The following is a 21,839-nucleotide window of genomic DNA, read 5'->3' on the forward strand; positions in this document are numbered from 1 at the left end:
GTCAGCGCCCCCAGTCTTCCCCCTGCATCTCCCGCAGGCGGGAGGCTGTACGCTCGAATTCAAAGGTGCCTTCACCTTCGAGGTAGAGCATTTCCGGCGCGGCGGCGGCGGAACAGATCAGCCGCACCTTTGCCTCGTAAAGCGCGTCAATCAGGGTGACGAAACGCTTGGCCTCGTTAAAGTTCGACCGGCCAAGGGTGGGGATGTTGTCCAGCAGCAGCACCCGCACGGCCTGCGCCAGCGCGAGGTAATCCGCCGCGCCCAAGGGCTGGCCGCAGAGCGCGTGAAAACCGGCGCGGGCCATGCCGTTGTGATATTGCGGTATGGTCACTTCGCGGCCCTTGACGTGTAGGGTCAGCGGTTCGCCCTCGGCCCCTGCAAGATCGTCCCAGACCGCGTCCATCGCGGCCCGGCTTTCGGCGTTGACGGGGGTGAAATAGACCTGTGACCCTGCCAGCCGGTCTTGGCGGTAGTCGGTCGGGCTGGCCAATTCATGGACCACCATCCGCTCTTTGATGAGGTCGATGAAGGGCACGAAAACCTCGCGGTTGATGCCGTTTTTGTAGAGGTCATCGGGCAGGCGGTTCGAGGTGGTGACCACCACGACGCCCGCGGCGAAGAGTGCTTCGAACAGGCGGCCTACGATCATCGCGTCGGTGATGTCGGTGATCTGCATCTCGTCGAAGGCCAGTAGGCGGACGCTTTCCGCCACGTCCCGGGCCACGGGCGCAATGGCGTCATCCACGCCGGTCTTGCGGACCTCATGCATGGCGTTGTGGATTTCCTGCATGAAGGCGTGGAAATGCACGCGGCGCGCAGGCACGTCGGGCAGATGCGCCACGAGCATGTCCATCAGCATGGATTTACCGCGCCCGACACCGCCCCAAAGGTACAGGCCCTTGGGCGGCTCTGGGGCTTTGCGGAAAAAGCTCTTTTTCGGCGGGTTGGCCAGCGCATCGCGGATGCGGTCGAACTCGGCCATGACGGTTTCTTGGGCCGGGTCGGCCTGTAGTTTGCCCTCGGCGACAAGCCGGGCATAGGTTTCGCGCATGTTGCTCATGGCGGGAGAGATAGCGTGCTGGTGGGGGAGAGGAAAGGTGGTCTTGTGGAAGGGCCATCGCCTGCCCGCGGGTCGGCGATCAGGCGGTATGGCGTTGCCACTTTATGGCTCAACCATTGTGTGCGTTCGCAAGGTCGTACCCAGCCTCGCCCAATCGCCTACCCGGGGGGCGGGCAGGCGATGGCCCGGCGACCGCCACTCGTTCCGGCTGGGTGGCTCTCGCGACCCTTACCAGTCCGCCGGCCCCTTCTCGGCAAACTCATGCACAAGAAAGTCGATAAACGCCCGCACCTTGGGCTGGGTGAAGCGGCCCGGCGGATAAACGGCATAGATGCCCTGCGTCTCCAGCGGCAGATCGGGGATCGCGTCCTCGACCAGACCTTTCTCCATCGCCTCGGCGTAGAGGAAGCTTGGCAGATAGGCGATGCCCAGCCCCGAAATCGCAGCGTTCAAGAGACTCTGCCCGTCGTTGACCGACAGCCAACCGGCGGTGCGCACCTGCCGCTTCTCGCCCGAGGGCGCGGTCAGTTTCCACACGTTGCCCGAAGACTGGTTCGAATAGTGCAGCAGCTTGTGATTGTTCAGATCGTCGATCTTTTCCGGCCGCCCGTATTGCTCGAAATACTTCGGGCTGGCGATCATGCGCTTGGTGGTCTCGGTCAATTTGCGCGCGCGCAGGGTGCTGTCTTCCAGCTCCCCGATCCGCACGGCCATGTCGAAACCTTCCGAGATCAACTCAACGTAGCGGTTGTTCAGCACCATGTTCACGGTGATATCGGGAAAGTCCTGCAAGAACTCCGACAGCGCGGGGGACAAATGATTGACGCCGAAATCCGTCGCGACCGAAATTCGCAGCAGCCCCGAGGGCGCCGATTGCATCGAAGTGACCAAGGCATCGGCCTCGCCTGCGTCGTTCAGCACGCGGCGGGCGCGGTCGTAGTAAGCAAGGCCAATCTCGGTGGGCGAGACGCGGCGGGTGGTGCGGTTCAGCAGCCGCGCGCCCAAGCGCGCCTCGAGCGAGGAGACATGCTTTGAAACGGCGGATTTCGAGATCCCCATCTTCTTGGCAGCATCGGTAAAGCCGCCTTGATCCACCACAGTGGCAAACGCTTCCATTTCCGTAAGGCGGTCCATTGCCTGTCCCTTCGCATTGATCTTGTTGCGGTCAGGTATGGGCGTCAATTCGGGCAGGATCGGGGCGCAGGCAAGACAGTCCCGTGGTCTTTGCGGGGATCGTTCATGGCATGGAAACGGCAGAACAATCCGTTTCCCCGCCTGTCACAGCCAGCGCAGCCATTTCAGCACGGCCAGCATGATGGCTGCGAGGCCGACCATGGCAAGGCAAAGGATCGCGAAGGCATGCGGATCGTCCACGCCCGGCATCCCACCCACGTTCACGCCGAAAAGCCCCGTCAGGAACCCCAGCGGCAGAAAGACCGCGGCGGCGATGGACAGCATGTAGCTGTGCCGCGCCTGTCGCTGCGCGACCTGGTTGTCGTGTTCGTCCTGCACCGTGACGATGCGTTCCTGTAGCGCGTCCAATTCCTCGACCACGATGGCGGTCCGGTTGGCCAGTTCGCGCAGCTTCATCGCGTCCACGTCCGGCACCAGCGGCAGGTCCAGTGTCGCCAACCGCTCCAGCGCATGGCGCTGCGGGGCGAGGTAGCGTTCCAGCCGGATTGCGCTGCGGCGGGTCACCGGCAGTTCCTTCGGCGGCGGGGTGCTGTGGTCCTCTAGATCGGTCTCGTAGAAGGCCGTCCGATCCGCCAGCCGCGCCACTTCGACCTGCACCCGGGCGGTCAGGCGAGAGACCAGCGCCTCGACAAAGGCCGAAGGCCGGGGCGGCGCGTTGTTCTCGGCGGCCAGCGCGCGCAGCTCATCTATGGCAAAGACCCGGCGCATCCGCACGGTGATCACCACCGCATCCGTCACCCACATCCGGACCGAGACCATCTGGTCGGCCTGTTGACCTTCGTTGAGGTTGATGCCCCGCAGGTTGAGGATCAGCCCGTCGTCATATTCGTCACAGCGCGGGCGGGTTTCGGGCTGTAGCAACGCACCCGCCGGGATCTCGGGCAGGTGTTCGGCCAGCCACGGCGCCAGCGCCGGATCGGCCATGTCGTAGTGCCACCAGCGGTAGCGCCCCGGCCCAGTGAGGTTGTCATCGGAAGGCACCTGCGCGGTGCCGTCCTCATAGATGTCGAAGACGCAGAGGGGCATGGAGACCTTGGATCGTTTTGGCAATCCTGCGGCGATCTAGGGCGGGGCGCAAGGGGGCCAAGCGCCCGCCCGTCGCTTACAGCCCGGCGGCCAGACGTGTGCCTTGGTTGATGGCGCGTTTCGCGTCCAGTTCCGCCGCCACATCCGCGCCGCCGATCACGTGGCAGGTCTGCCCCCGCGCCTCCAGTGCATCGGCGAGGCTGCGCTCGGACAATTGCCCGGCGCAGAGCACGATGGTGTCGGCCTCGATCAGCGTGGGGTTCTCGCGCGCCTCGCCAAAGGAGATATGCAGGCCCGCATCGTCGATCTGTTCGTAGTTCACACCCGCGATCATCTTCACGTCGCGCATGGTGAGCGAGGCGCGGTGAATCCAACCCGTGGTCTTGCCCAGACCCTTGCCGGGCTTGCTGGTTTTGCGTTGCAGCATGGTGATCTGGCGCGCAGGTGCTGGCGGTTGCGGCCCTTCGGGGGCAAGGCCGCTGCGATGCGCGCCCGGGTCTGTGACGCCCCATTCGCGCATCCACTCGGGCAGGTTCATCGTGCTGCTCTCGCCATCATGCACCAGATGTTCAGACACGTCGAAGCCAATCCCGCCTGCGCCGATCACCGCAACGCGCTGGCCGACCTTCGCAGTGCCGTTCAGCACGTCGATGTAGCTGACCACGTTGTCGCGGTTCTGGCCGGGAATCTGCGGGTCGCGCGGCACGACGCCGGTGGCGATGACGACCTCGTCGAAGTCTGAGAGCGCCTCGCTCGTGGCTTCGGTCTCAAGCTGCACGGTCACGCCGTGCACGTCCAGCATGGTGCGGTACCAGTCGACAAGGCCCCAGAACTCCTCCTTGCCGGCTACCTGTTTGGCGAGGTTGAGTTGCCCGCCGATCTCGGACGCGCGGTCCATGAGCGTCACCTTGTGGCCCCGCTCCGCCGCCGTGATGGCAGCCGAGAGACCGGCAGGCCCGGCGCCGACAACGGCAATTGTTTTCGGGTTTGCGGCGGGTTCGATCCGCAATTCCGTCTCGTAACAGGCCCGCGGGTTCACGAGGCAGGTGGAGATCTTGCCGCCGAAGGTATGGTCGAGGCAGGCTTGGTTGCAGGCGATACAGGGGGCGATGCGCTTGGCCTGACCGGCCTTCGCCTTGGCGAGGAAATCGGCATCGGCCAGCATCGGCCGCGCGAGGCTGACCATGTCGGCGCAGCCCTCCGCCAGCACTTCTTCGGCCACTTGCGGCGTGTTGATCCGGTTCGAAGTGATCAGCGGGATGCCCACCTTGCCCATCAACTTTTTCGTGACCCATGCAAAGGCCGCGCGCGGCACCGAGGTGGCGATCGTGGGGATGCGCGCCTCGTGCCAGCCGATGCCGGTGTTAATGATATTGGCGCCGGCCTTCTCGACCTCTTGCGCCAGTTGCACGACCTCTTCGAAGGTCGAGCCGTTGGGCACGAGGTCGATCATCGACAGGCGGTAGATCAGGATGAAATCCTCGCCCACCGTTTCGCGCACCCGGCGCACGACTTCCAGCGGCAGGCGCATGCGGTTCTCGTAGGAGCCGCCCCAGCGGTCCTCGCGCTTGTTGGTGTGGGTGACGAGGAACTGGTTCAGGAAATACCCCTCGGAGCCCATGATCTCGACCCCGTCATAGCCCGCCTCGCGGGCGCGCAGGGCGCAGGCGGCGATGTCGCTGATCTGTTTCTCGATGCCTTCCTCGTCCAACTCCTTGGGCGCGAACATCGAGATCGGGGATTTCACTGCGCTCGGGGCCACGCATTCAGGTGTGAAGGCATAGCGGCCCGCGTGGAGGATCTGCATGGCGATTTTGCCGCCCGCCTCATGCACCCGCTGGGTGATGATGCTGTGGTTGTCCACGTCCTTCTGGCTGACCATCATCGCCGCGCCATGGGCCACCGCGCCTTCGCGGTTCGGCCCGATGCCGCCCGTGACCATCAGCCCCACATCGCCCCGCGCCCGTGCCGCATAGAACTCCGCCACGCGGTTCCAATCGCCCGTCTCCTCCAACCCGGTATGCATCGAGCCCATCAACAGCCGGTTCTTCAGCGTGGTGAAACCAAGGTCGAGCGGGGCAAGCAGGTGGGGGTAGTCGGACATGGCTTTACCTTTCTGGGTGGGCTGGGTCACTGTGACACCATCGGAAACGGCAGGGCAAGTCACGCGAAACGCCGCGTCAACGATGCCGCTGCCGAAACGTCATAGCCGCAATGTGACCGCTTTGAGCCGCGCCTTGGTCGTGCTAACTCCCTCATGAACGCCATTCAGGAGACCTGCCCCCATGACCCCCGAAGAGATTGCCAAACTGCCCTACCGCTCTTGCGTCGGCGTGATGCTGGTGAATGCCGAGGGGGAGGTCTTTGTCGGCCAGCGGCGCGACCGGGATCAGGACGCTTGGCAGATGCCCCAAGGCGGGGTCGACAAGGGCGAGGCCGCGCGCGATGCGGCCCTGCGTGAGCTAGAGGAAGAGACTGGCATTCCCAGCAATCTGGTGCGGATCGAAGCCGAGACGACAAGCTGGCTGCCCTATGATCTGCCCCATGAACTGGTGCCCAACATCTGGAAGGGCCGCTACCGGGGGCAGGAACAGAAGTGGTTCCTCATGCGTTTTCTGGGGCAGGACGATCAGGTCAACATCCAGACGGCTGAGCCTGAATTCTCGGAATGGCGCTGGATGCCCGCAGATCAACTGGTCGCGAATATCGTGCCGTTCAAACGTGCGGTCTATGCAGCGGCTCTTGAAGAGTTTGAGGAGAAGTTATGACACGGATCATCGCCTGCGCCCTCGCCACTTTGGCCCCGCTGCCCGCGCTTGCGCTCAGTTGCCTGCCCCATTCGGTCGAGGCGACTTATCAACGCGCGGCCACGGCCGAGGAAAACTATGTCGTGGTGCAGGGGCGTCTGACCTTTGACGCCAGCGCCCTGCCAAAGGGTGGCACCATCGGGATCAACCCGCCCGAAGAGACGCCGATCCGGGCGCAGATCAGCGGCAAGGCGCTATCCGAAGGGGGCTTTGACGTGCCCTTTGACCAGCCCTTGACGCTCAACGTTCAGTGTTTCGGCCCTTGGTGCGGCTCCGCCGAAGAGGGGGATGTTCTGGCCTTCCTCGAACGCAAACCGGATGGGGCCTATGCGCTGGAAAGCAACCCCTGCGGGGGCGATCTTTTCGGCTCTCCGAAGCCTGCCATGGTGGATAAGGTGATCGCCTGTTTCCAAGGGGCGGAGTGCACGCCGGTTCGGTGATCCGGCGGCAGTCTTATGCCTTGATAAGCGGCACTTGCGGTGCGGCATCGCGGGGCAGCAGCCCTGTGAGACGCGGGTCGTCGTCGATCTCAACCTGGCGGCGCACTGGGATGAAACCTGACCGCACATAAAAGCCAAGCGCCTGTGGGCTGTCGTTGGTGCAGGTATGCAGGTGCAGTCGGGTGATCGGCTTTTCCCATGCCAGCGTGATCGCTTGGTTCATCAGATACCGCCCCGAACCGCTGCCGATCAGCGCAGAGGTCAGCCCGAAATAGGCCAGCTCGCAGCTGCCGTCTTCGGGGAAGTTCAACTCAAGCAGCGCCTCGTCCTTGCCATCGCGGGTCAGCGTATAGAAGTCCCGCGCCGGGTCTTGCAGCAGCGCGCAGAGGGCCGTGTCATCCAATTTGAGCCGCCCGTACCAGAGCCAATCCATCCCGACGCGCCGGAAAATATCGCGAAACCAGTCGGGCGTCGGCGTGACCTTTCGAAAGGTGACACCATCAGGCAGGGGCACCTCCCGCAGGCTGGGTTTGGCGTCCATCTCAAGATGGGTCACCACCACGGCGAGTTTGCCGGGCGGGACATCGTGAAAACCGCTCTCGATCATGGTCAGACCAGCCCTTCGGCCTTGAACAGGGCCATGATGTCAGTCTGGGGGCGGGGGCCGATGTGGCGGATCACTTCGCCCGCGCAGATGTTGCCCATGCGGCCACAGGTCTCAAGATCGCGGCCCGTGGCAAGGCCATAGAGGAAGCCCGCCGCGAATTGGTCACCCGCGCCCGTGGCATCCACCGGCACGACCTTTTCGACCGGCACGTCGACCCGTTCCTCGCCCCGCACCAGCGTGACACCGTCGCCCGACCGGGTGCAGACCACCAGCGGGCAAATCTCGGCGGTCTTGGCCAGGGCGGCTTCGGTGTCGTCGGTTTCCCAAAGGGCGCGAATCTCGGCCTCATTACCGATGACATAGCCCAGATCGTTTTCGATCAGCGCGAGGAAGTCGTCGCGGTGGCGCTCCACGCAGAAGGGGTCGGAGATGGCGATGCCCGCCATGCCGCCGCCCGCCGTCGCGGCCCGCGCGGCCTCGCGAAAGGCGGTTTTGCCCGCCTCGTGGTCGAAGAGGTAGCCTTCGAGGAACATCAGCTTGGCCTTCTCCGTCACCGCCTGCGGCACATCGGCCGAGGTCAGCCCGGTCGAGATGCCGAGGTAGGTGTTCAGTGACCGTTCCCCATCGGGGGTGACGAAGATCATGCAACGCGAGGTCGGGTTCTCGCCCTCCGCCACGGGGGCGTTGACGAAATCGATGCCGATATCGGTCATCGCCTTGGCATAGAACTGGCCCAGCTCATCATCGCGCACCCGCCCGATAAAGGCGGTCTTGAGGCCCAGCGCGCCCGCGCCCGCCACGGTATTGGCGACCGAGCCGCCCGGCGTCTGCACCCGGTCTTGCATCGCGGCATAGAGGTCTTCGGCGCGGTCACGCTCGATCAACTGCATGATGCCTTTCTCGATGCCGTTGTCGGCAAGGAAATTGTCATCGGCATGGGAGATCACGTCGACGACGGCGTTGCCGATGCCAACCACTTCGTATTGGGTCATTCTGTCTTGTCCTCGTATTGGCACAGGTCACGGATGATGCAGGTGCGGCACAGGGGTTTGCGGGCTTTGCAGTGATAGCGGCCATGCAGGATAAGCCAGTGATGGGCATGGCGCTGGAAATCGGCGGGAATGTTGTCTTCGATGGCGCGCTCTACCGCGTCGACCGTCTTGCCCGGTGCGATGCCAGTGCGGTTGCCGACGCGGAAGATATGCGTGTCCACCGCCTGCGCAGGCTGGCCCCACCACATATTGAGCACCACATTCGCGGTCTTGCGCCCCACCCCCGGCAGCGATTGCAGCGCGGCGCGGGAATTGGGCACCTCGCCGTCGTAATCGTCTACAAGGATTTGGCTCAGCTTGATGACGTTCTTGGCCTTCTGACGGTAGAGGCCGATGGTCTTGATATGGTCGATCACCCCCTCAAGCCCGAGATCGAGCATCTTTTGCGGCGTGTCCGCGATCTTGAACAACTCGCGCGTGGCTTTGTTGACGCCCGCATCGGTCGATTGCGCGCTCAGCGCCACGGCCACGACGAGCGTATAGACATTCACATGCTCCAACTCGCCCTCGGGCTCAGGCTCTGCCTGTTGGAAGCGGGCGAAGATCTCGCGGATGGTATGATAATCAAGTTGGCGGGCCATGGCTCAGGGTATGCGATGAATGGCGCGGCAGGGCAAGCGGGGGCGGGGCGTGGGGTGCGATGGCGCAAGAAACGGGTCGCACGGGGGCAGGGGCGCGGCTAATCTGGTGGCATGACACAGATCGCACAGCTCTCTCCCGCGCCCGAAGATCAGGGGTACCACTATCAGGTGATGCGCCGCGCCATCGCCCTGATTGACGAGGCCGAAGACCCCAAGCAACTCGATTGGATCGCGGGCGAGATGGGCATGTCCGCCGCGCATTTCCAGCGGCTGTTCTCACGCTGGGTGGGGGTCTCGCCGAAGCGATACCAGCAGTATCTGATGCTGGATCAGGCCAAAGTCATGCTGCGCGACCGTTTCACCACGCTGGCGGCGGCGCATGAATTGGGGCTGTCGGGCAGCGGGCGGTTGCATGACCTTTTCCTGCGCTGGGAGGCGATGAGCCCCGGTGAGTTTGCCCGCAAGGGCGCGGAGCTGACGATCTACTGGGGTTGGTTTGACAGCCCCTTTGGCCCGACACTGGTGATGGGCACCGATAAGGGCATCTGCGGGCTCGCGCTGTCGTCGGAAGTGGGGGAGGATGCGGCGATGGCGGATCTTTGTGGCCGCTGGCCGCTCGCCGATTTCGTGGAGGCCCCCGCGCGGTTGCAGGCATGGGTCGACGCGGCCTTTGGGAGACGGAAGGAGCCCGAGGCGAAGGCGCCGCTCTACCTCATCGGTGCGCCCTTTCAGATCAAGGTCTGGGAGGCGCTGCTGAGCATCCCCTCAGGGCAGGTGACCACCTATTCCGAAATCGCACAGCGCATCGGCAGCCCCCGCGCCGTGCGTGCCGTAGGCACGGCAGTAGGGCGCAATCCGGTGAGTTGGCTGATCCCCTGTCACCGGGCGCTGCGCAAAAGCGGGGGCTTGGGCGGCTACCACTGGGGGCTGCCGGTGAAACGCGCAATGCTCGCCTTCGAGGCGGCACGGGCAGAGGCGCAAACAACCCCCTCTGGGCGGGTTTCTGCCGAATAGCGGTTATATGTAATGTTTTTGGGAACTTTGCGTGCCTATATTGCGTTCACGTCAAGATGCCCCGCCCGAACGGGGCCGCAAACATGAAGGCAGTAGACATGATTTCTTCGAAGATGACTTTGGCCGCCGCTCTGGCTGGCGCGATGACACTGGGTGCCTGTACGCAGCCGATGCAGACCGGCAATGGCGATCCCAACCAGCGGACCAAAAATGGCGCTTTGATCGGTGCGGGCGTCGGGGCCCTTGCCGGTGCAATTTCCGAAGGTGACGGCAAAGGCGCGCTGAAAGGCGCTTTGATCGGCGGCACGATCGGCGCGGGCGTCGGCTATTCGCTCGATAAGCAAGAGGCCGAGTTGCGCGCCGCGATGGACAGCCGCGTGGTGATCACCAACACCGGCGACCGTCTGATCGTGACCCTGCCGCAAGACATCCTATTTGCGACCGACAGCACCAGCGTATCGCCCGCCCTGCGTGACGATCTGGCCGCGCTGGCGCAGAATGTGAACATCTATCAGAACTCCACCCTGCAAGTCGTGGGCCACACCGACAGCGATGGCGAAGCGGCCTATAACCAGCAGCTTTCCGAGCGTCGCGCGCAGGCCGTGGGCAACATCCTTCTGTCCAACGGCGTGCCGCAGCAGCGTTTGCAGACATTCGGCCGTGGCGAAAGCCAGCCTGTGGCAAGCAACCTGAGCGCCGCTGGCAAAGCGCAGAACCGCCGGGTCGAGATCGTGATCCTGCCCAACGCGCGCTAAACCGCAGGTTGAAAGTGACAGAGAACCCCGGCCAGTGGCCGGGGTTTTTTTGGCCTAGAGGTTGTCCTCGACCCTGAAACCCTCGGGGATGGCATCGCGCCCTTCGAGCAGAAGATCGGCCATGACCTCTGCCACTTTCGGGGCCATGCCGAAGCCGATTTTAAAGCCGCCGTTGGCGATGTAATGCCCCGGTCTGCCCGGCCACGGGCCCAGCATCGGCGCGCGGCTGCGGCTGCGCGGGCGCAGCCCGGCCCAGCGTTCGACAACCGGCGCGTCTTGCAATGCGGCCACCGCCGCGCGGGCCTTGGCGATCACCGCATCGAGCTGCGCATCGGTGCCGTCAGGGCTGTCATATTCTCGCTCAGTGGTGCCGCCCACAGCCACCGTGCCATCCAGATGCGGGATCACATGGACCCCATCGGCAAAAAGCTGCGCCGCGCCGCCCCGGTCCAGCCGCAAGAGCGCGGCCTGCCCTTTGATGCCCGCGCCAACCAAACGCGGATGGCCCGCATTCAGCGCCTCTAGCCCCGCGACACCCGTGGCCCAGAGGGTCAGACCCTCCTCGGGCGCCTCGGCCACGATCTCAACGCCTTTGGCCGCCAGCGCCGCGACGAGGGCGGCACAGGCGTGGCGCGGGTGGACGAGGGCGCTTAGCGTGTCGCGGATCAGCCAGCCGGTGGGACTCTGCGGGGCCCAATCGCTGCTCTCGGCGCGGATCAATTCCCACCGGGCGCGGCCTTGCCAAAGTTCGGCTGCCGTGTCCTGCCGTTGCCGCGCCAGCGCGAGGGCCGCCTCATCCGCCACCGGCTGCAAGCGCCCGCTGCGGATATAGCCGGGCGCGCGACCGCCCGCAGCCTCGACCTCGGCCCAGAAGGCTTCGGCGCTGAGCAGGCTCTCAAGCTGAAAGGCTTTCTTGGCGTTCCAATTTTCCGGCACATGCGGCGCCAGCGCGCCCACGATCCCGCCCGAAGCCCCCGCCGCCGGTCCTGCCGGATCGACCACACGGACCACCGCCCCGCGCCGGACGCAGGCCCAAGCCACCGACAGGCCAAAAATCCCGGCCCCTCTTACGGTTACATCCACCATTGCCATTCCCCGCCAGCTTGCGCAGTGTCTGCGCGACTTCTTCCCCTCTAGCAGGACGTGCCGTGCCAGACCAGAATGCCCAGATTACGTGGCGCGCGGGCCAAGTGCCCGTCTCGACCCAGTTCGATGACCCCTACTTCAGCCTAGAGGACGGCGCGGCTGAGACGGCCTATGTCTTTCTGGCGGGCAATGACCTGCCCGAGAGGTTCCGCCCCGGCTTTCACATCGCTGAACTTGGTTTTGGCACCGGGTTGAACCTGTTGCTTGCTTGGGATGCTTGGATGCGGGCGGGCCATGACGGGCCGCTGCATTTCACCAGTTTCGAAGCCTACCCGATGCACCCCGAGGATATGGCGCAGGCCCATGCGGCCTTTCCCGCGCTCGACGGGCGGCGCGATGCGCTGACAGCGGCGTGGGATGGCGCGGGTGGCGTGTTGGAACTGCCCGCGGGTGGCGTGTTGGAACTGCCCGGCTTGCGGGCCGAGATCATCATTGGGGACGCGCGCGAAACCCTGCCCGCATGGCAGGGGCAGGCCGATGCTTGGTTCCTCGATGGGTTTTCACCGGCCAAGAATCCCGAGCTTTGGGGCGATGATCTGATGGCCGAGGTGGCACGCCATACCGCACCGGGCGGCAGTGCTGCGACCTATACCGCCGCGGGCTTCGTGCGCCGTGCGCTTGCCGCGGGCGGTTTCGAGGTTGCCCGCATCCCCGGCTATGGCCGCAAACGCCATATGACCCGCGCGCGGATGCCCGCATGAGCCAGTCCAACAATATCCCGCTCGGCATCATGCTGATGATCGCCACGACGATGGTCTTTGCCGTCCAAGACGGGCTGTCGCGCCATCTGGCCGAAAATTACAATGTGCTGATGGTGGTAATGATCCGCTATTGGTTCTTTGCCGCTTTCGTCATCGCGCTGGCCCTGCGCAAGGCGGGCGGCATCCGCAAAGCCGCCGCGACCACGCAGCCTGCGGTGCAAATCCTGCGCGGCGTGCTGCTGTCGACCCAGATCTGTACGATGGTGCTGGGTTTTACCATTCTGGGGCTGGTGGAAAGCCATGCGGTCTTTACCTGCTACCCGCTGCTGGTGGCGGCGCTCTCCGGTCCGATCTTGGGTGAGAAAGTCGGCTGGCGGCGGTGGGCCGCGATTGGTGTGGGCTTTGTCGGGGTGCTGGTGATCTTGCAACCCGGGCTTCGCGTGGTGGACCCTGCCGCCGCGATCCCGCTGGCAGGGGCGGCGATGTTCGCGGTCTATGGCCTGCTGACCCGCTATGTCGCGCGGCGCGACACGACGGCGACAAGTTTCTTCTGGACGGGCGTGACCGGTGCGGCGGTCATGACGGCGGTGGGCATCTGGTTTTGGGAGCCGATGACGCCGGGCAACTGGTTGTTGATGGGCACGCTGTGCATCACCGGGGTCACGGGCCATTGGCTGCTGATCCGTTGCTACGAAGTCGCCGAGGCCAGCGCGGTGCAGCCCTTCGCCTATACGCAGTTGATCTTTACCGTGATCATCGGCCTGTCGGTCTTTAACGAGGTACTGCGCCCCAGCGTGGTGCTGGGCGCTGGCATGATCGTGGCGGCGGGGCTGTTCACCCTATGGCGCGAACGGCTTCAACGTCGATCCGGTTAACTCTGCGCTAAAGGGGATCGGCAGCGGGTCTTTTCCCAGACGGGCGCGATAGACAGGCAGGCTTTCGGTCACCCGCATGACGTAGTTCTGCGTTTCTCGAAAGGGAATCATCTCGATCCAATCGACGATGTCGATCTCGCCTTTGCGCGGGTCGCCATAGGTCGCCATCCAGCGCCGCGGGCGGCTAGGGCCCGCGTTATAGGCCGCCGACATCATGGAGACATTGCCGTCGAAAAGCCCCGCCATCTGCGACAGATAGGTCGCGCCAAGCCGCGCGTTATAATCGGGGTCGGCGGTCAGGCGGTCCGTCGTGTGTTGGCCTGAGATGCCCAGATCGCGCGCCACGTCCCGCGCTGTGGCGGGCATGATCTGCATCAAACCCCGCGCGCCGACGCCACTTTGCACGTTCGGGTCGAATTCGCTTTCACGCCGCGCGATGGCGAGGGTCATCTCGGTCGCCATCGGCAGGTCTTTCTCCACCAGACTGTGCAGCGCGTAATAGGGGGCGGGCACCTCCAGCCCCCGCTTCGCGGCGCGTTTGCCGATCATCACCGCGATATGCGGCTGGCCCACGTCGATCGCGGCTTGCCCCAGCAGGGCGATGTCTTCGGGGACGAGTTGTTCGGCCAAATGGGTCCAGAACCGCTCGGCGGTGGACAGCTCGCCCGAGGCTTGCAGCAGCAACCCGGCCTCAAACAGGGGCGCACGGGCCAGCGGAGAGCTGCGCCAGTCTTGCTCAGGTGCTGCACCTGCGAGCTTTTCGTCAAAGGGGATGCCGCCCCGTTCGGCGGCCAGCAGCCCGTAGAAGGAGGTTTGGTATTCCGCCCCCATGGCATAGGCTTTCGCCGCGCCTTCCGCATCGCCCATCGCCTCCAACGCGCGGCCCTGCCAATAGCCCGCTCGGCCTTGGCTGATGGGGGATTCCACGGCGTTGTCGTGGTTCTGGAAATGGCCCAAAGCGGTGGTGGGATCGTCCAAGAACTGCAGCGCGATATAGCCTGAAAGCCATTCGAGATCGGCATAGTTCGAGCCATCGGTCAGAAAATGCTGCGACGCCAGCCGGTAGGCCCTCTGCGCATCGCCATTGCGCATTTCATCCCGCGCCAAGGCCCGGCGGCGGTTGGCCCATTTGGGGGGCTGGCCGAGGGCCACAGCCGAGGTTGAGCGCGCCAGCATCAAATCCTTGGCATCCTCGCGCAGCCCGTTGCGGATACGCCATTCAAAGCGGTCATGCGCCAGCCCCGGCGCATCGGATTTGGAGGCGGGGAGTGCGTCGATCTTGGCGTTCACGTCGCTTTCCAGCTTTTGCAGGGCGATGCGGGTTTCCGCCAGCGCCCTGTCGGGGCTTGAGACCAGATCAAACATCTGCCGCGCTTCGGAATGTTCGCGCTGCCAGAGCATCTCTTCCAGCCGGGCCGCGTGATGTGGGGCCAGAAGGCTCCCGTGGGCCTCGGTGAAAAGGGCCTGACTGCTGGCGTTCATCGGCATGGTGCGCCACGCCAGAACGAGGTTCGCCTCGGCCTCACCGCGCTGGCCGCTGTTGATCAGCGCCTCGGCATGGGCCAGCACGCCGCGTGGGGTCTGCGGGGCCATGGCCGAGAAGAAATCCAGTATCTCGCTCTCACCCTGTTTGATGACCGCCGCTTCGCTCTGCCTGCGCAGATACGCCTCACCGGGCCAGTCGGGTCTGCGGTTCAGGAAATCGCGGGTGTCGGCATAGGTGCCGCGCCCGGCGCGCAGCCGGTGCCATTCGATCACATCGGCGGCGACTTGACCGTCACGGGCAGCCAGCGCCGCGGCGGCGTCCCAATTGCCGCTGCGCATCGCATCCATCGCCCAGCCCAAAGGCCGTGGCCGCTGCGCCTCCGCAGGCACGGTCAGGACAAAAACACTCATGAGGATCGCCATCAGGCGCGTCATCGCTTGCATTTCCCACGTCTCCGAGGCTAGAGCCTTGCAACATATGGCTCGGGCGCCGTTTATCAAACCGTAGCGCCCGCAAAAGCCCTCATCCAGTCCGGTTTTCCACCGGCCAGCACTTAAGGAGCGTGCACATGTTCAAAGGCTCTCTGCCTGCCCTCGTCACGCCGTTTCGCAACGGCGCGCTGGATCTGGATACGCTCAAGAAACTTATCGAATGGCACATCGGCGAAGGGTCGAGCGGGCTTGTCCCCGTCGGCACCACCGGCGAATCCCCGACGCTGAGCCATGCCGAGCATGAGACCGTCGTCGAAGAGGTGGTCAAAGCCGTTGCGGGCCGCATCCCGGTCATCGCGGGCGCCGGGTCGAACAACACGGTCGAAAGCATCCGCCTTGCCCGCCATGCCGAGAAAGTCGGCGCGGATGCGCTGTTGGTGGTGACGCCCTATTACAACAAGCCGACGCAGCGCGGGTTGGTGGCGCATTTCACCGCCGTGCATGACTGCTGCGAGTTGCCGATCATCATCTACAATATCCCCGGCCGTTCGGTTGTGGATATGATGCCCGAAACGATGGGCGAACTGGCCCAGTTGCCGCGCATCGTCGGCGTCAAGGACGCCACCGGCGATCTGGCGCGCGTCTGCGATCAGCGCATTACCTGCGGCCCGGATTTCTGCCAGCTCTCGGGCGAAGATGCCACGGCGCATGGGTTCAACGCTCAAGGCGGCGTCGGTTGTATCTCGGTCACTGCCAATGTCGCGCCGCGCCTTGTGGCGCAGATGCAGGCCGCCTGTCTTGAAGGCGATTACGCCAAGGCGCTGGAGTTGCAGGACCGTCTGATGCCGCTCCACAAGGCGATCTTTACCGAACCGGGGCTTGTCGGCGTGAAATACGCCATGTCGCGGCTCGACCTCTGCTCGGACGAGGTGCGTCTGCCGCTCACGGAGCTGACCGACCCGACCAAGGAACTGGTCGATGCGGCCCTGCGCCATGCGGGTTTGATGAACTAAGCCTACTGTAAACAGGTTGGCCGATACGAAGAGGGGGTGGAGACACCCCCTCTTTTGCGTTCAGCGTTTGCCGTAGTAGAGGCCGACCACATGTTCGGCTTGGGCAAAGAACAGCCAGCGCGCGGTCAGCACCCCTGCCGCATGGCTGAGCACCGCGAGACCGGCAGCAAGGTGGTGAAACACGGGCGAGAGCAACAGCAGCAGCGGCAGCACGACCATCAGCGCAATCGCGATCACCCGCAGTTTCAGCGCATGTTTGCGCCCGATCTGATAGATGAATTCCCGCAGCAGATAGTTGGTGCCGGTATGGGGCGGCTCGAAGGCGCGGACGCTGCCATGTTCCCCCAGCCGCGTCGCCGTCGCGATATCGCTGCCCGAGGTTGCAAGCGCCCGATCCCCGCGCCACCATGTGGCGATCTGCACCACCCCCGCCAGCGCCAGCAGGATCATCGCCGCCGTTACCTGCCCCGCCAGCAAAGCACCGCCCGCGATGCTGAGCGACAGGAAATTCAGCGGCGTCATAACGCTGTGCCAACGCGGCACGGTTTTCATCTGGGTATAGATCATCGCCGTGGTCAGCACCGTGAGCAGCGACAATGCCGCACCGATCACCCCCAAGGGCCAGAGCTGCGTGTCGTAAAACACCAACCCCGTGCCATAGGCTGCCATGGTCAACAAGGCCGCGACCGAGGCCCAAGCCTCCCGGCTGAGCCAAGAGCTGCGCCATTGGGTGAAGGCTTTGAGCGCGCGCTCTGGATGGCCAAGGTGAAAGGTCGAAGCGATGAGCCCGCCCACGGCCAAGAGATAGGCCAGCGCGAAGAAGACGAAAGCGACCCAGCCGGTCACCGCAGGCAGGCCGATCCCGAGCCATGCAAGCAGGCCAAAACCCATGCCCGACAGGCTGCTGAACAGAATAACGGAAGGCGCGGGATGCATCAGAGCTTCTCCAAAGTGCGGTCGAGCCAGCCGAGGAACCCCTTGGGGCCGCTGTCGATCGGGGCGAGGAAGGGGGCTAGCACGTCGATCTCGCCCTCAGGTGGGCCAAGCGTGTCGCGCGGGCGCGGCGGCAGGTATTTGTTGACCGGTTTGGTGCCCTTTTCGGGCATCAGGTCCACACCGCCACGCTCGGCCACCAATTGGCTCACCGCGCTGTCGGGATCGCCCAGATCGCCGAAATGACGCGCGCCCGCCGGGCAGGTGCGCACGCAGGCGGGCTGGCGGTCTTCTTCGGGCAGGTTCTCGTTGTAGATACGGTCGACGCAGAGGGTGCATTTCTTCATCACGCCCGCCGCCTGATCCATCTCGCGCGCGCCGTAGGGGCAGGCCCAAGCGCAGAGGCCGCAGCCGATGCAGTCGCTTTCGTTGACTAGCACGATGCCGTCCTCGACCCGCTTGTAGCTCGCCCCCGTCGGACAGACGGTGACGCAGGGCGCGTCTTCGCAATGCAGGCAGGATTTGGGGAAATGGACCAGTTGCGCCGCACCCGCCTCGGGCTGGACCTCGTAGCTGTGCACGCGGTTGAGGAAGGTGCCAGACGGGTCGCCGCCATAGGCGTCTTGGTCCGACAGCGGTGCGCCGTAGTTCTCGGTGTTCCAGCCTTTGCAGGAGATCACGCAGGCATGACAGCCGACGCAGGTGTCGAGGTCGATCACGAGGCCGAGTTTGCGCTCGGTTTGGTCGGGAAGGGTGGTCATGTCTGGCGGTCCTGAAGGGGCGTTCTCGCGGCGGGGGGGGCGAAGGGGGTCATTTGCCCACCTTCCACGCGATGTCGCGCGGCGCGGGCGGGACAGGCGAGCGTTGCGGGGGGATCTCCGGTTGTGCCTCGGCGGGGGGCGCGGTCTTTTCGATATGGACCTTGAGGTCGAACCACGCGGCCTGTCCGGTGATCGGGTCGGAGTTGGACCAGCGCAGGCCGTCGCCTTTGGGCGGGAGAAGCTCGTGGATCAGGTGGTTGAGCAGAAAGCCCTTCGTCGCCTCCGGCGCGTCGCGGTCAAGCGCCCATGCGCCCTTGCGCTTGCCGATGGCGTTCCATGTCCAAACGGTATGGGGGTTCAGCGCGGCCATCTCCATCAATGGCACGGTGATCCCGCCATGGGGCGAGGTCACGCGCGCCCAATCGCCGTCCTTCAGACCCTTGGCCCGCATGATCGCCGTGGGCAGGTAGAGCGGGTTGTGCCCGTGCAACTGGCGCAGCCAAGCGTTCTGGCTGCCCCATGAATGGTACATCGCCATCGGGCGTTGGGTGAGGGCGTGGACATCGTAGCCCTGCGTGCCCTCGGGGTCGCTTTCGTACCAATGCGGCAGCGGCGTCATGAACTGCTTGATGCGCTCGCGCAGATGGTCGGGGGGCTGGCGGTCGCCGTGGCCCTCAGCGGCCAGTTGGAAGCGGCGCAGCGGCTCCACGTAGAGCGAGAAGAGATAGGGTTGGGGCGTGTCGTAAATCCCCATGCCTACGGCCCAGTCCTGATAGGCGGTGTTCCACGGTTTGTAGTATTGCGCCTCGGCGGGAATGTGATGGGCCGAGAAGCCGCCGTTCTCGATGTAGCGGTCGATCTGCTCGGGGTTCGGGGCGCCGCGGCCGCTTTGGGTGCCGTCTTCTCCGCGAAAACCGGCCAGCGGGCCGATGCCGGGGCGGCGTTCGTGGTTGGTGATGTAATCGGCGTAGTCGCGGTATTTCTGACTGCCGTCCTCATTCACGAACCTGGGCAGGTCCAGCCGCGCGCCGAGATCGCAGAGCACCGACTGGAAGCCGCGCACGTCGCGGTTCGGCTCAACCACCGGCCAGCGGATCGCGTCCGCCGCCGCATCGGCCTCGCTGATCGGGCGGTCGAGGAGCGAGATGCAATCGTGACGCTCCAGATAGGTCGTGTCGGGCAGGATCAGGTCGGCATAGGCCACCATCTCCGACGAATAGGCGTCGGAATAGATGATGCGCGGGATCACGTAGTCGCCGTTCTCGTCGGTGTCGGTCAGCATCTCCATCACCCCGCCGGGGTTCATGGAGGAGTTCCACGACATGTTGGCCATATAAAGAAACAGCGTGTCGATCTTGTAGGGATCGCCCGCATGGGCGTTTGAGATCACCATATGCATCAGCCCATGGGCCGACATCGGGTTCTCCCAAGTAAACGCCTTGTCGATCCGCGCGGGGCTGCCATCGGGGCACAGCGCCAGATCGTCGGGGCCTTGCACGAAGCCCAAATGCGGCCCGTCGAGCGGCCCGCCCGGCGTGGCCTTGCAATGGGGTTTGGGATGCGCCGTGGCGGGCTTGGGGTAGGGCGGTTTGAACCGGAAGCCGCCGGGCACTTCCACGGTGCCGAGGATGATCTGCAGCACATGCAGCGCGCGGCAGGTCTGGAAGCCGTTGGCATGGGCCGAGATGCCGCGCATGGCGTGGAAGGACACCGGGCGGCCGGTCATCTTCTCGTGACGCTCGCCGCGGAAATCGGTCCAGGGCTGGTCGATCTCGAAGGCCTCGTCGAAGGCCACGCGCGCCAGTTCGGCGGCGATGGCGCGGATGCGCGGCGCCGGGATGCCGCAGCGTTCCGCCACGGCCTCGGGGGTGTAATCCTCTCCGAGGTATTCTTCGGCCATCCGGTGGAACACCGGGCGGTGTGTGATCCCGCCCGCGCGGTAGGTAGCCGAGAGGTCGGGGCGGACGCCGGGTTGGTCGAAGGGGGTGAGCTTGCGGGTCTTGCGGTCGATCACCAGCGCCTTGCCGTCCGCGTCGCGCAGTTGCAGGCCGAATTCGGGCGACTTCGGGTCGCCGTTCAGCAGCACCGGCGCGTCAGTGTAGCGCGCGAGGTAGTCCAGATCGATGCGACCGGCCTTCATCAGGCAGTGGATCAGCGACAGGATGAACAGCCCGTCGGTCCCGGGCGTGATGCCGACCCAATCGTCGGCGATGGCGTTGTAGCCGGTGCGGATGGGGTTCACCCCGATCACCCGCGCGCCGCGCGCCTTGAGCTTGCCCAGTCCCATCTTGATCGGGTTGCTGTCGTGATCCTCGGCCACCCCGAAAAGCATGAAGAGCTTAGTGTGGTCCCAATCGGGCTGGCCGAACTCCCAGAAGGCGCCGCCCATGGTATAGATGCCCGCCGTCGCCATGTTGACCGAGCAGAAGCCGCCGTGCGCGGCGTAATTCGGCGTGCCGAAGGACTGCGCCCAGAGCGAAGTGAAGCTTTGCGACTGGTCGCGCCCGGTGAAGAAGGCGAGTTTCTCCGGCGCCTCACGGCGCAAGGGGGCGAGCCAATCGGTGGCGATCTGCAGCGCCTCACCCCAGCTGATGTCCTCGAACTCACCCGAGCCGCGGGGGCCCACGCGTTTCATCGGGTTGCGCAGGCGCGCGGGGGAATTGTGCTGCATGATCCCCGCCGAGCCCTTGGCGCAGAGCACGCCGCGGTTCACCGGGTGGTCGCGGTTGCCCTCGATATAGGCGACCTTGCCCTTCTTCATATGCACGTTGATGCCGCAGCGGCAGGCGCACATGTAGCAGGTCGTGCGGCGGACCTCGTCCGAGACCTTTGGCGACAGATCGAGCTGCGGCTGGGAATGCGTCATGAGGGGGCGGGGGCTTTCAGCAGGGCAAGCGCTTGGCGCGCGATATGTTTCTCTTCGGCGGCGGGGATGACCCATGAAGGAATATTTCCCGCCCAGCGAAGGTTTGCAAGAACCTTTTCCCTTACTGCGGAATCGTTCTCGCCAATCCCGCCGGTGAAGGCGATGCCGTCGATCCCTCCCATCGCGGCGATCATCGACCCGGCCTGACGGGTGATCCAGTAGCAAAAGTGGTCGCGGGCAAAGCGGGCGCTTTCGCTGTCGCTTTCCGCCAATTGCCGCATGTCGGCGGTCTGGCCCGACAGGCCGAGCAACCCGCTCTCGTGGTGCAGCAATCTCTGCGCGGCTTCCAGTCCGAGATCGCCCACCAGATGCAACACTGCGCCCGCGTCGATCTCTCCCGCGCGGGTGCCCATGGTCAGCCCGCCCAAGGGTGAGAATCCCATGGTGGTGGCGACCGAGCGGCCCTCGCGGATCGCGCAGAGGGAGGCGCCGTTGCCCAGATGCAGCGCCAAGAGGCGCGGGGGCAGGTCCGCGCCGGTTTGCGCGGTGAAATTCCGCGCGAGGCTCTCGTAGCTGATCCCGTGGAAGCCGTAGCGGCGCAGAGCGGCGGTCTCGGGCCCCTCGGGCAGCGCGTAGCGGCGCGCCACGTCCGGGTTGGTGCGGTGAAAGCCGGTGTCGAAAGCGGCGAATTGCGGCAACTCCGGCATCAGCGCTGCAAGGGCGTCGATTGCGTTAAGGTGATGCGGATTGTGCAGCGGGGCCAGCGGTTGCGCCGCGGCGATGGCGGCGCGCACGGCGGGGGTGACTTCCGTTGTCTCGGCCAAATCCGGGCCGCCGTGCACCACGCGATGCGCGGCGGCGCTGAGGTCAGCGGTCGCGATCCCCGCGTCACGCAGCCCTGCCAGAATGGCGGTGAAGGCGGTGCGGTGATCGGGCAGGGCAAGCGGCCGCGACGGAGCTTTTCCTACCCGCAGGGCGCCGGACTGGCCGATGCCCTGCGCCTCAATCCGCAGGGTTTCGGACAGCCCGCCGTCAAAGACCGCCGCCTTGATTGACGACGATCCCGCATTGACGACGAGCACCAGCCCCAT

The 21,839-nt window shown here is 65.0% G+C and carries 20 protein-coding genes; 7 read left to right on the forward strand and 13 right to left on the reverse strand.

The window, feature by feature from the left end; genetic code table 11:
- Nucleotide 1 precedes the first annotated feature (1 nt).
- From zapE to ACGYKA_RS09545, 4 genes are all read right to left on the reverse strand, one after another.
- Nucleotides 2-1,060, reverse strand: coding sequence for a cell division protein ZapE (gene zapE / locus ACGYKA_RS09530; protein ID WP_394412041.1), 1,059 nt, complete (start codon nt 1,058-1,060; stop codon nt 2-4).
- 228 nt (nt 1,061-1,288) lie between these two features.
- Nucleotides 1,289-2,194: a LysR family transcriptional regulator gene (locus ACGYKA_RS09535; RefSeq protein ID WP_067261147.1), complete on the reverse strand. Its 906-nt coding sequence runs from the start codon at nt 2,192-2,194 to the stop codon at nt 1,289-1,291.
- Nucleotides 2,195-2,338: 144 nt separating this feature from the next.
- Nucleotides 2,339-3,280: a zinc transporter ZntB gene (locus ACGYKA_RS09540; RefSeq protein WP_394412044.1), complete on the reverse strand. Its 942-nt coding sequence runs from the start codon at nt 3,278-3,280 to the stop codon at nt 2,339-2,341.
- A gap of 76 nt (nt 3,281-3,356) precedes the next feature.
- Nucleotides 3,357-5,384, reverse strand: coding sequence for an FAD-dependent oxidoreductase (locus ACGYKA_RS09545; RefSeq protein ID WP_394412047.1), 2,028 nt, complete (start codon nt 5,382-5,384; stop codon nt 3,357-3,359).
- 181 nt (nt 5,385-5,565) lie between these two features.
- Here ACGYKA_RS09545 and ACGYKA_RS09550 point away from each other — a divergent pair, with 181 nt between their 5' ends.
- Nucleotides 5,566-6,048 carry an RNA pyrophosphohydrolase gene (locus tag ACGYKA_RS09550; protein WP_394412050.1) on the forward strand — a complete coding sequence of 161 codons (483 nt, stop codon included), beginning with the start codon at nt 5,566-5,568 and terminating at the stop codon, nt 6,046-6,048.
- On the forward strand, nt 6,045-6,527 hold the full coding sequence (locus tag ACGYKA_RS09555; protein WP_271688447.1) for a hypothetical protein: 483 nt from the start codon (nt 6,045-6,047) through the stop codon (nt 6,525-6,527). Before ACGYKA_RS09550 ends, ACGYKA_RS09555 begins: the two co-directional genes overlap by 4 nt.
- A gap of 13 nt (nt 6,528-6,540) precedes the next feature.
- Here the strand turns inward: ACGYKA_RS09555 and ACGYKA_RS09560 are convergent, their stop codons facing one another.
- From ACGYKA_RS09560 to nth, 3 genes are read right to left on the reverse strand one after another with little or no spacing between them, the layout of a single operon-like run.
- The gene (locus ACGYKA_RS09560; RefSeq protein WP_394412053.1) at nt 6,541-7,134 is read right to left on the reverse strand and encodes a GNAT family N-acetyltransferase; all 594 of its coding nucleotides are present in this window, start codon (nt 7,132-7,134) and stop codon (nt 6,541-6,543) included.
- Between the two features lie 2 nt (nt 7,135-7,136).
- Nucleotides 7,137-8,126: an adenosine kinase gene (locus tag ACGYKA_RS09565; RefSeq protein ID WP_394412055.1), complete on the reverse strand. Its 990-nt coding sequence runs from the start codon at nt 8,124-8,126 to the stop codon at nt 7,137-7,139.
- Nucleotides 8,123-8,767 carry an endonuclease III gene (nth, locus tag ACGYKA_RS09570; protein ID WP_394412058.1) on the reverse strand — a complete coding sequence of 215 codons (645 nt, stop codon included), beginning with the start codon at nt 8,765-8,767 and terminating at the stop codon, nt 8,123-8,125. Before nth ends, ACGYKA_RS09565 begins: the two co-directional genes overlap by 4 nt.
- A gap of 111 nt (nt 8,768-8,878) precedes the next feature.
- Here nth and ACGYKA_RS09575 point away from each other — a divergent pair, with 111 nt between their 5' ends.
- Both ACGYKA_RS09575 and ACGYKA_RS09580 read left to right on the forward strand, forming a co-directional pair.
- On the forward strand, nt 8,879-9,781 hold the full coding sequence (locus ACGYKA_RS09575; RefSeq protein ID WP_394412060.1) for a methylated-DNA--[protein]-cysteine S-methyltransferase: 903 nt from the start codon (nt 8,879-8,881) through the stop codon (nt 9,779-9,781).
- A gap of 98 nt (nt 9,782-9,879) precedes the next feature.
- Complete coding sequence (locus tag ACGYKA_RS09580; protein ID WP_394412063.1) at nt 9,880-10,536, forward strand: OmpA family protein; 657 nt, start codon at nt 9,880-9,882, stop codon at nt 10,534-10,536.
- A 54-nt stretch (nt 10,537-10,590) separates the two neighbouring features.
- Here the strand turns inward: ACGYKA_RS09580 and ACGYKA_RS09585 are convergent, their stop codons facing one another.
- Nucleotides 10,591-11,628 carry an NAD(P)/FAD-dependent oxidoreductase gene (locus tag ACGYKA_RS09585; protein ID WP_394412066.1) on the reverse strand — a complete coding sequence of 346 codons (1,038 nt, stop codon included), beginning with the start codon at nt 11,626-11,628 and terminating at the stop codon, nt 10,591-10,593.
- A gap of 56 nt (nt 11,629-11,684) precedes the next feature.
- Between ACGYKA_RS09585 and mnmD the strand changes: the two genes are divergently transcribed.
- Together mnmD and ACGYKA_RS09595 are read left to right on the forward strand one after the other, a co-directional pair.
- Nucleotides 11,685-12,383, forward strand: a complete 699-nt coding sequence (gene mnmD, locus ACGYKA_RS09590; protein WP_394412069.1) for a tRNA (5-methylaminomethyl-2-thiouridine)(34)-methyltransferase MnmD — start codon at nt 11,685-11,687, stop codon at nt 12,381-12,383.
- Nucleotides 12,380-13,258 carry a DMT family transporter gene (locus ACGYKA_RS09595; protein ID WP_394412072.1) on the forward strand — a complete coding sequence of 293 codons (879 nt, stop codon included), beginning with the start codon at nt 12,380-12,382 and terminating at the stop codon, nt 13,256-13,258. Before mnmD ends, ACGYKA_RS09595 begins: the two co-directional genes overlap by 4 nt.
- Here the strand turns inward: ACGYKA_RS09595 and ACGYKA_RS09600 are convergent.
- On the reverse strand, nt 13,223-15,187 hold the full coding sequence (locus tag ACGYKA_RS09600; RefSeq protein WP_394412075.1) for a lytic transglycosylase domain-containing protein: 1,965 nt from the start codon (nt 15,185-15,187) through the stop codon (nt 13,223-13,225). The genes ACGYKA_RS09595 and ACGYKA_RS09600 overlap by 36 nt on opposite strands.
- A gap of 125 nt (nt 15,188-15,312) precedes the next feature.
- Between ACGYKA_RS09600 and dapA the strand changes: the two genes are divergently transcribed.
- A complete protein-coding gene (dapA, locus tag ACGYKA_RS09605; protein ID WP_067265665.1) occupies nt 15,313-16,188 on the forward strand; it encodes a 4-hydroxy-tetrahydrodipicolinate synthase in 876 nt (291 codons plus the stop codon).
- Between the two features lie 60 nt (nt 16,189-16,248).
- On the opposite strand, the gene ACGYKA_RS09610 is transcribed toward dapA, so the two are convergent.
- Genes ACGYKA_RS09610 through ACGYKA_RS09625 form a run of 4 tightly spaced genes read right to left on the reverse strand, consistent with a single transcriptional unit; the run spans nt 16,249 to nt 21,839 of the window.
- Entirely contained in the window at nt 16,249-17,124 is an 876-nt protein-coding gene (locus ACGYKA_RS09610; protein WP_394417354.1) for a dimethyl sulfoxide reductase anchor subunit family protein, read from the reverse strand.
- Complete coding sequence (locus ACGYKA_RS09615) at nt 17,124-17,882, reverse strand: 4Fe-4S dicluster domain-containing protein (RefSeq protein WP_394412081.1); 759 nt, start codon at nt 17,880-17,882, stop codon at nt 17,124-17,126. Before ACGYKA_RS09615 ends, ACGYKA_RS09610 begins: the two co-directional genes overlap by 1 nt.
- Before the next feature lie 49 nt (nt 17,883-17,931).
- On the reverse strand, nt 17,932-20,748 hold the full coding sequence (locus ACGYKA_RS09620) for a molybdopterin oxidoreductase family protein (RefSeq protein ID WP_394412084.1): 2,817 nt from the start codon (nt 20,746-20,748) through the stop codon (nt 17,932-17,934).
- Entirely contained in the window at nt 20,745-21,839 is a 1,095-nt protein-coding gene (locus ACGYKA_RS09625) for an acetate/propionate family kinase (protein WP_394412087.1), read from the reverse strand. Before ACGYKA_RS09625 ends, ACGYKA_RS09620 begins: the two co-directional genes overlap by 4 nt.

This window comes from Sulfitobacter sp. 1A15106 (assembly GCF_043556995.1).
Lineage (GTDB): Bacteria > Pseudomonadota > Alphaproteobacteria > Rhodobacterales > Rhodobacteraceae > Sulfitobacter > Sulfitobacter faviae.

Excerpts from the sequence above, each read along its gene's own strand:
- zapE (WP_394412041.1), bottom strand. The coding sequence starts at position 1,060 with ATGAGCAACATGCGCGAAACCTATGCCCGGCTTGTCGCCGAGGGCAAA.
- ACGYKA_RS09535 (WP_067261147.1), bottom strand. The coding sequence starts at position 2,194 with ATGGACCGCCTTACGGAAATGGAAGCGTTTGCCACTGTGGTGGATCAA.
- ACGYKA_RS09540 (WP_394412044.1), bottom strand. The coding sequence starts at position 3,280 with ATGCCCCTCTGCGTCTTCGACATCTATGAGGACGGCACCGCGCAGGTG.
- ACGYKA_RS09545 (WP_394412047.1), bottom strand. The coding sequence starts at position 5,384 with ATGTCCGACTACCCCCACCTGCTTGCCCCGCTCGACCTTGGTTTCACC.
- ACGYKA_RS09550 (WP_394412050.1), top strand. The coding sequence starts at position 5,566 with ATGACCCCCGAAGAGATTGCCAAACTGCCCTACCGCTCTTGCGTCGGC.
- ACGYKA_RS09555 (WP_271688447.1), top strand. The coding sequence starts at position 6,045 with ATGACACGGATCATCGCCTGCGCCCTCGCCACTTTGGCCCCGCTGCCC.
- ACGYKA_RS09560 (WP_394412053.1), bottom strand. The coding sequence starts at position 7,134 with ATGATCGAGAGCGGTTTTCACGATGTCCCGCCCGGCAAACTCGCCGTG.
- ACGYKA_RS09565 (WP_394412055.1), bottom strand. The coding sequence starts at position 8,126 with ATGACCCAATACGAAGTGGTTGGCATCGGCAACGCCGTCGTCGACGTG.
- nth (WP_394412058.1), bottom strand. The coding sequence starts at position 8,767 with ATGGCCCGCCAACTTGATTATCATACCATCCGCGAGATCTTCGCCCGC.
- ACGYKA_RS09575 (WP_394412060.1), top strand. The coding sequence starts at position 8,879 with ATGACACAGATCGCACAGCTCTCTCCCGCGCCCGAAGATCAGGGGTAC.
- ACGYKA_RS09580 (WP_394412063.1), top strand. The coding sequence starts at position 9,880 with ATGATTTCTTCGAAGATGACTTTGGCCGCCGCTCTGGCTGGCGCGATG.
- ACGYKA_RS09585 (WP_394412066.1), bottom strand. The coding sequence starts at position 11,628 with ATGGCAATGGTGGATGTAACCGTAAGAGGGGCCGGGATTTTTGGCCTG.
- ACGYKA_RS09595 (WP_394412072.1), top strand. The coding sequence starts at position 12,380 with ATGAGCCAGTCCAACAATATCCCGCTCGGCATCATGCTGATGATCGCC.
- ACGYKA_RS09600 (WP_394412075.1), bottom strand. The coding sequence starts at position 15,187 with ATGCAAGCGATGACGCGCCTGATGGCGATCCTCATGAGTGTTTTTGTC.
- dapA (WP_067265665.1), top strand. The coding sequence starts at position 15,313 with ATGTTCAAAGGCTCTCTGCCTGCCCTCGTCACGCCGTTTCGCAACGGC.
- ACGYKA_RS09610 (WP_394417354.1), bottom strand. The coding sequence starts at position 17,124 with ATGCATCCCGCGCCTTCCGTTATTCTGTTCAGCAGCCTGTCGGGCATG.
- ACGYKA_RS09615 (WP_394412081.1), bottom strand. The coding sequence starts at position 17,882 with ATGACCACCCTTCCCGACCAAACCGAGCGCAAACTCGGCCTCGTGATC.
- ACGYKA_RS09620 (WP_394412084.1), bottom strand. The coding sequence starts at position 20,748 with ATGACGCATTCCCAGCCGCAGCTCGATCTGTCGCCAAAGGTCTCGGAC.
- ACGYKA_RS09625 (WP_394412087.1), bottom strand. The coding sequence starts at position 21,839 with ATGGGGCTGGTGCTCGTCGTCAATGCGGGATCGTCGTCAATCAAGGCG.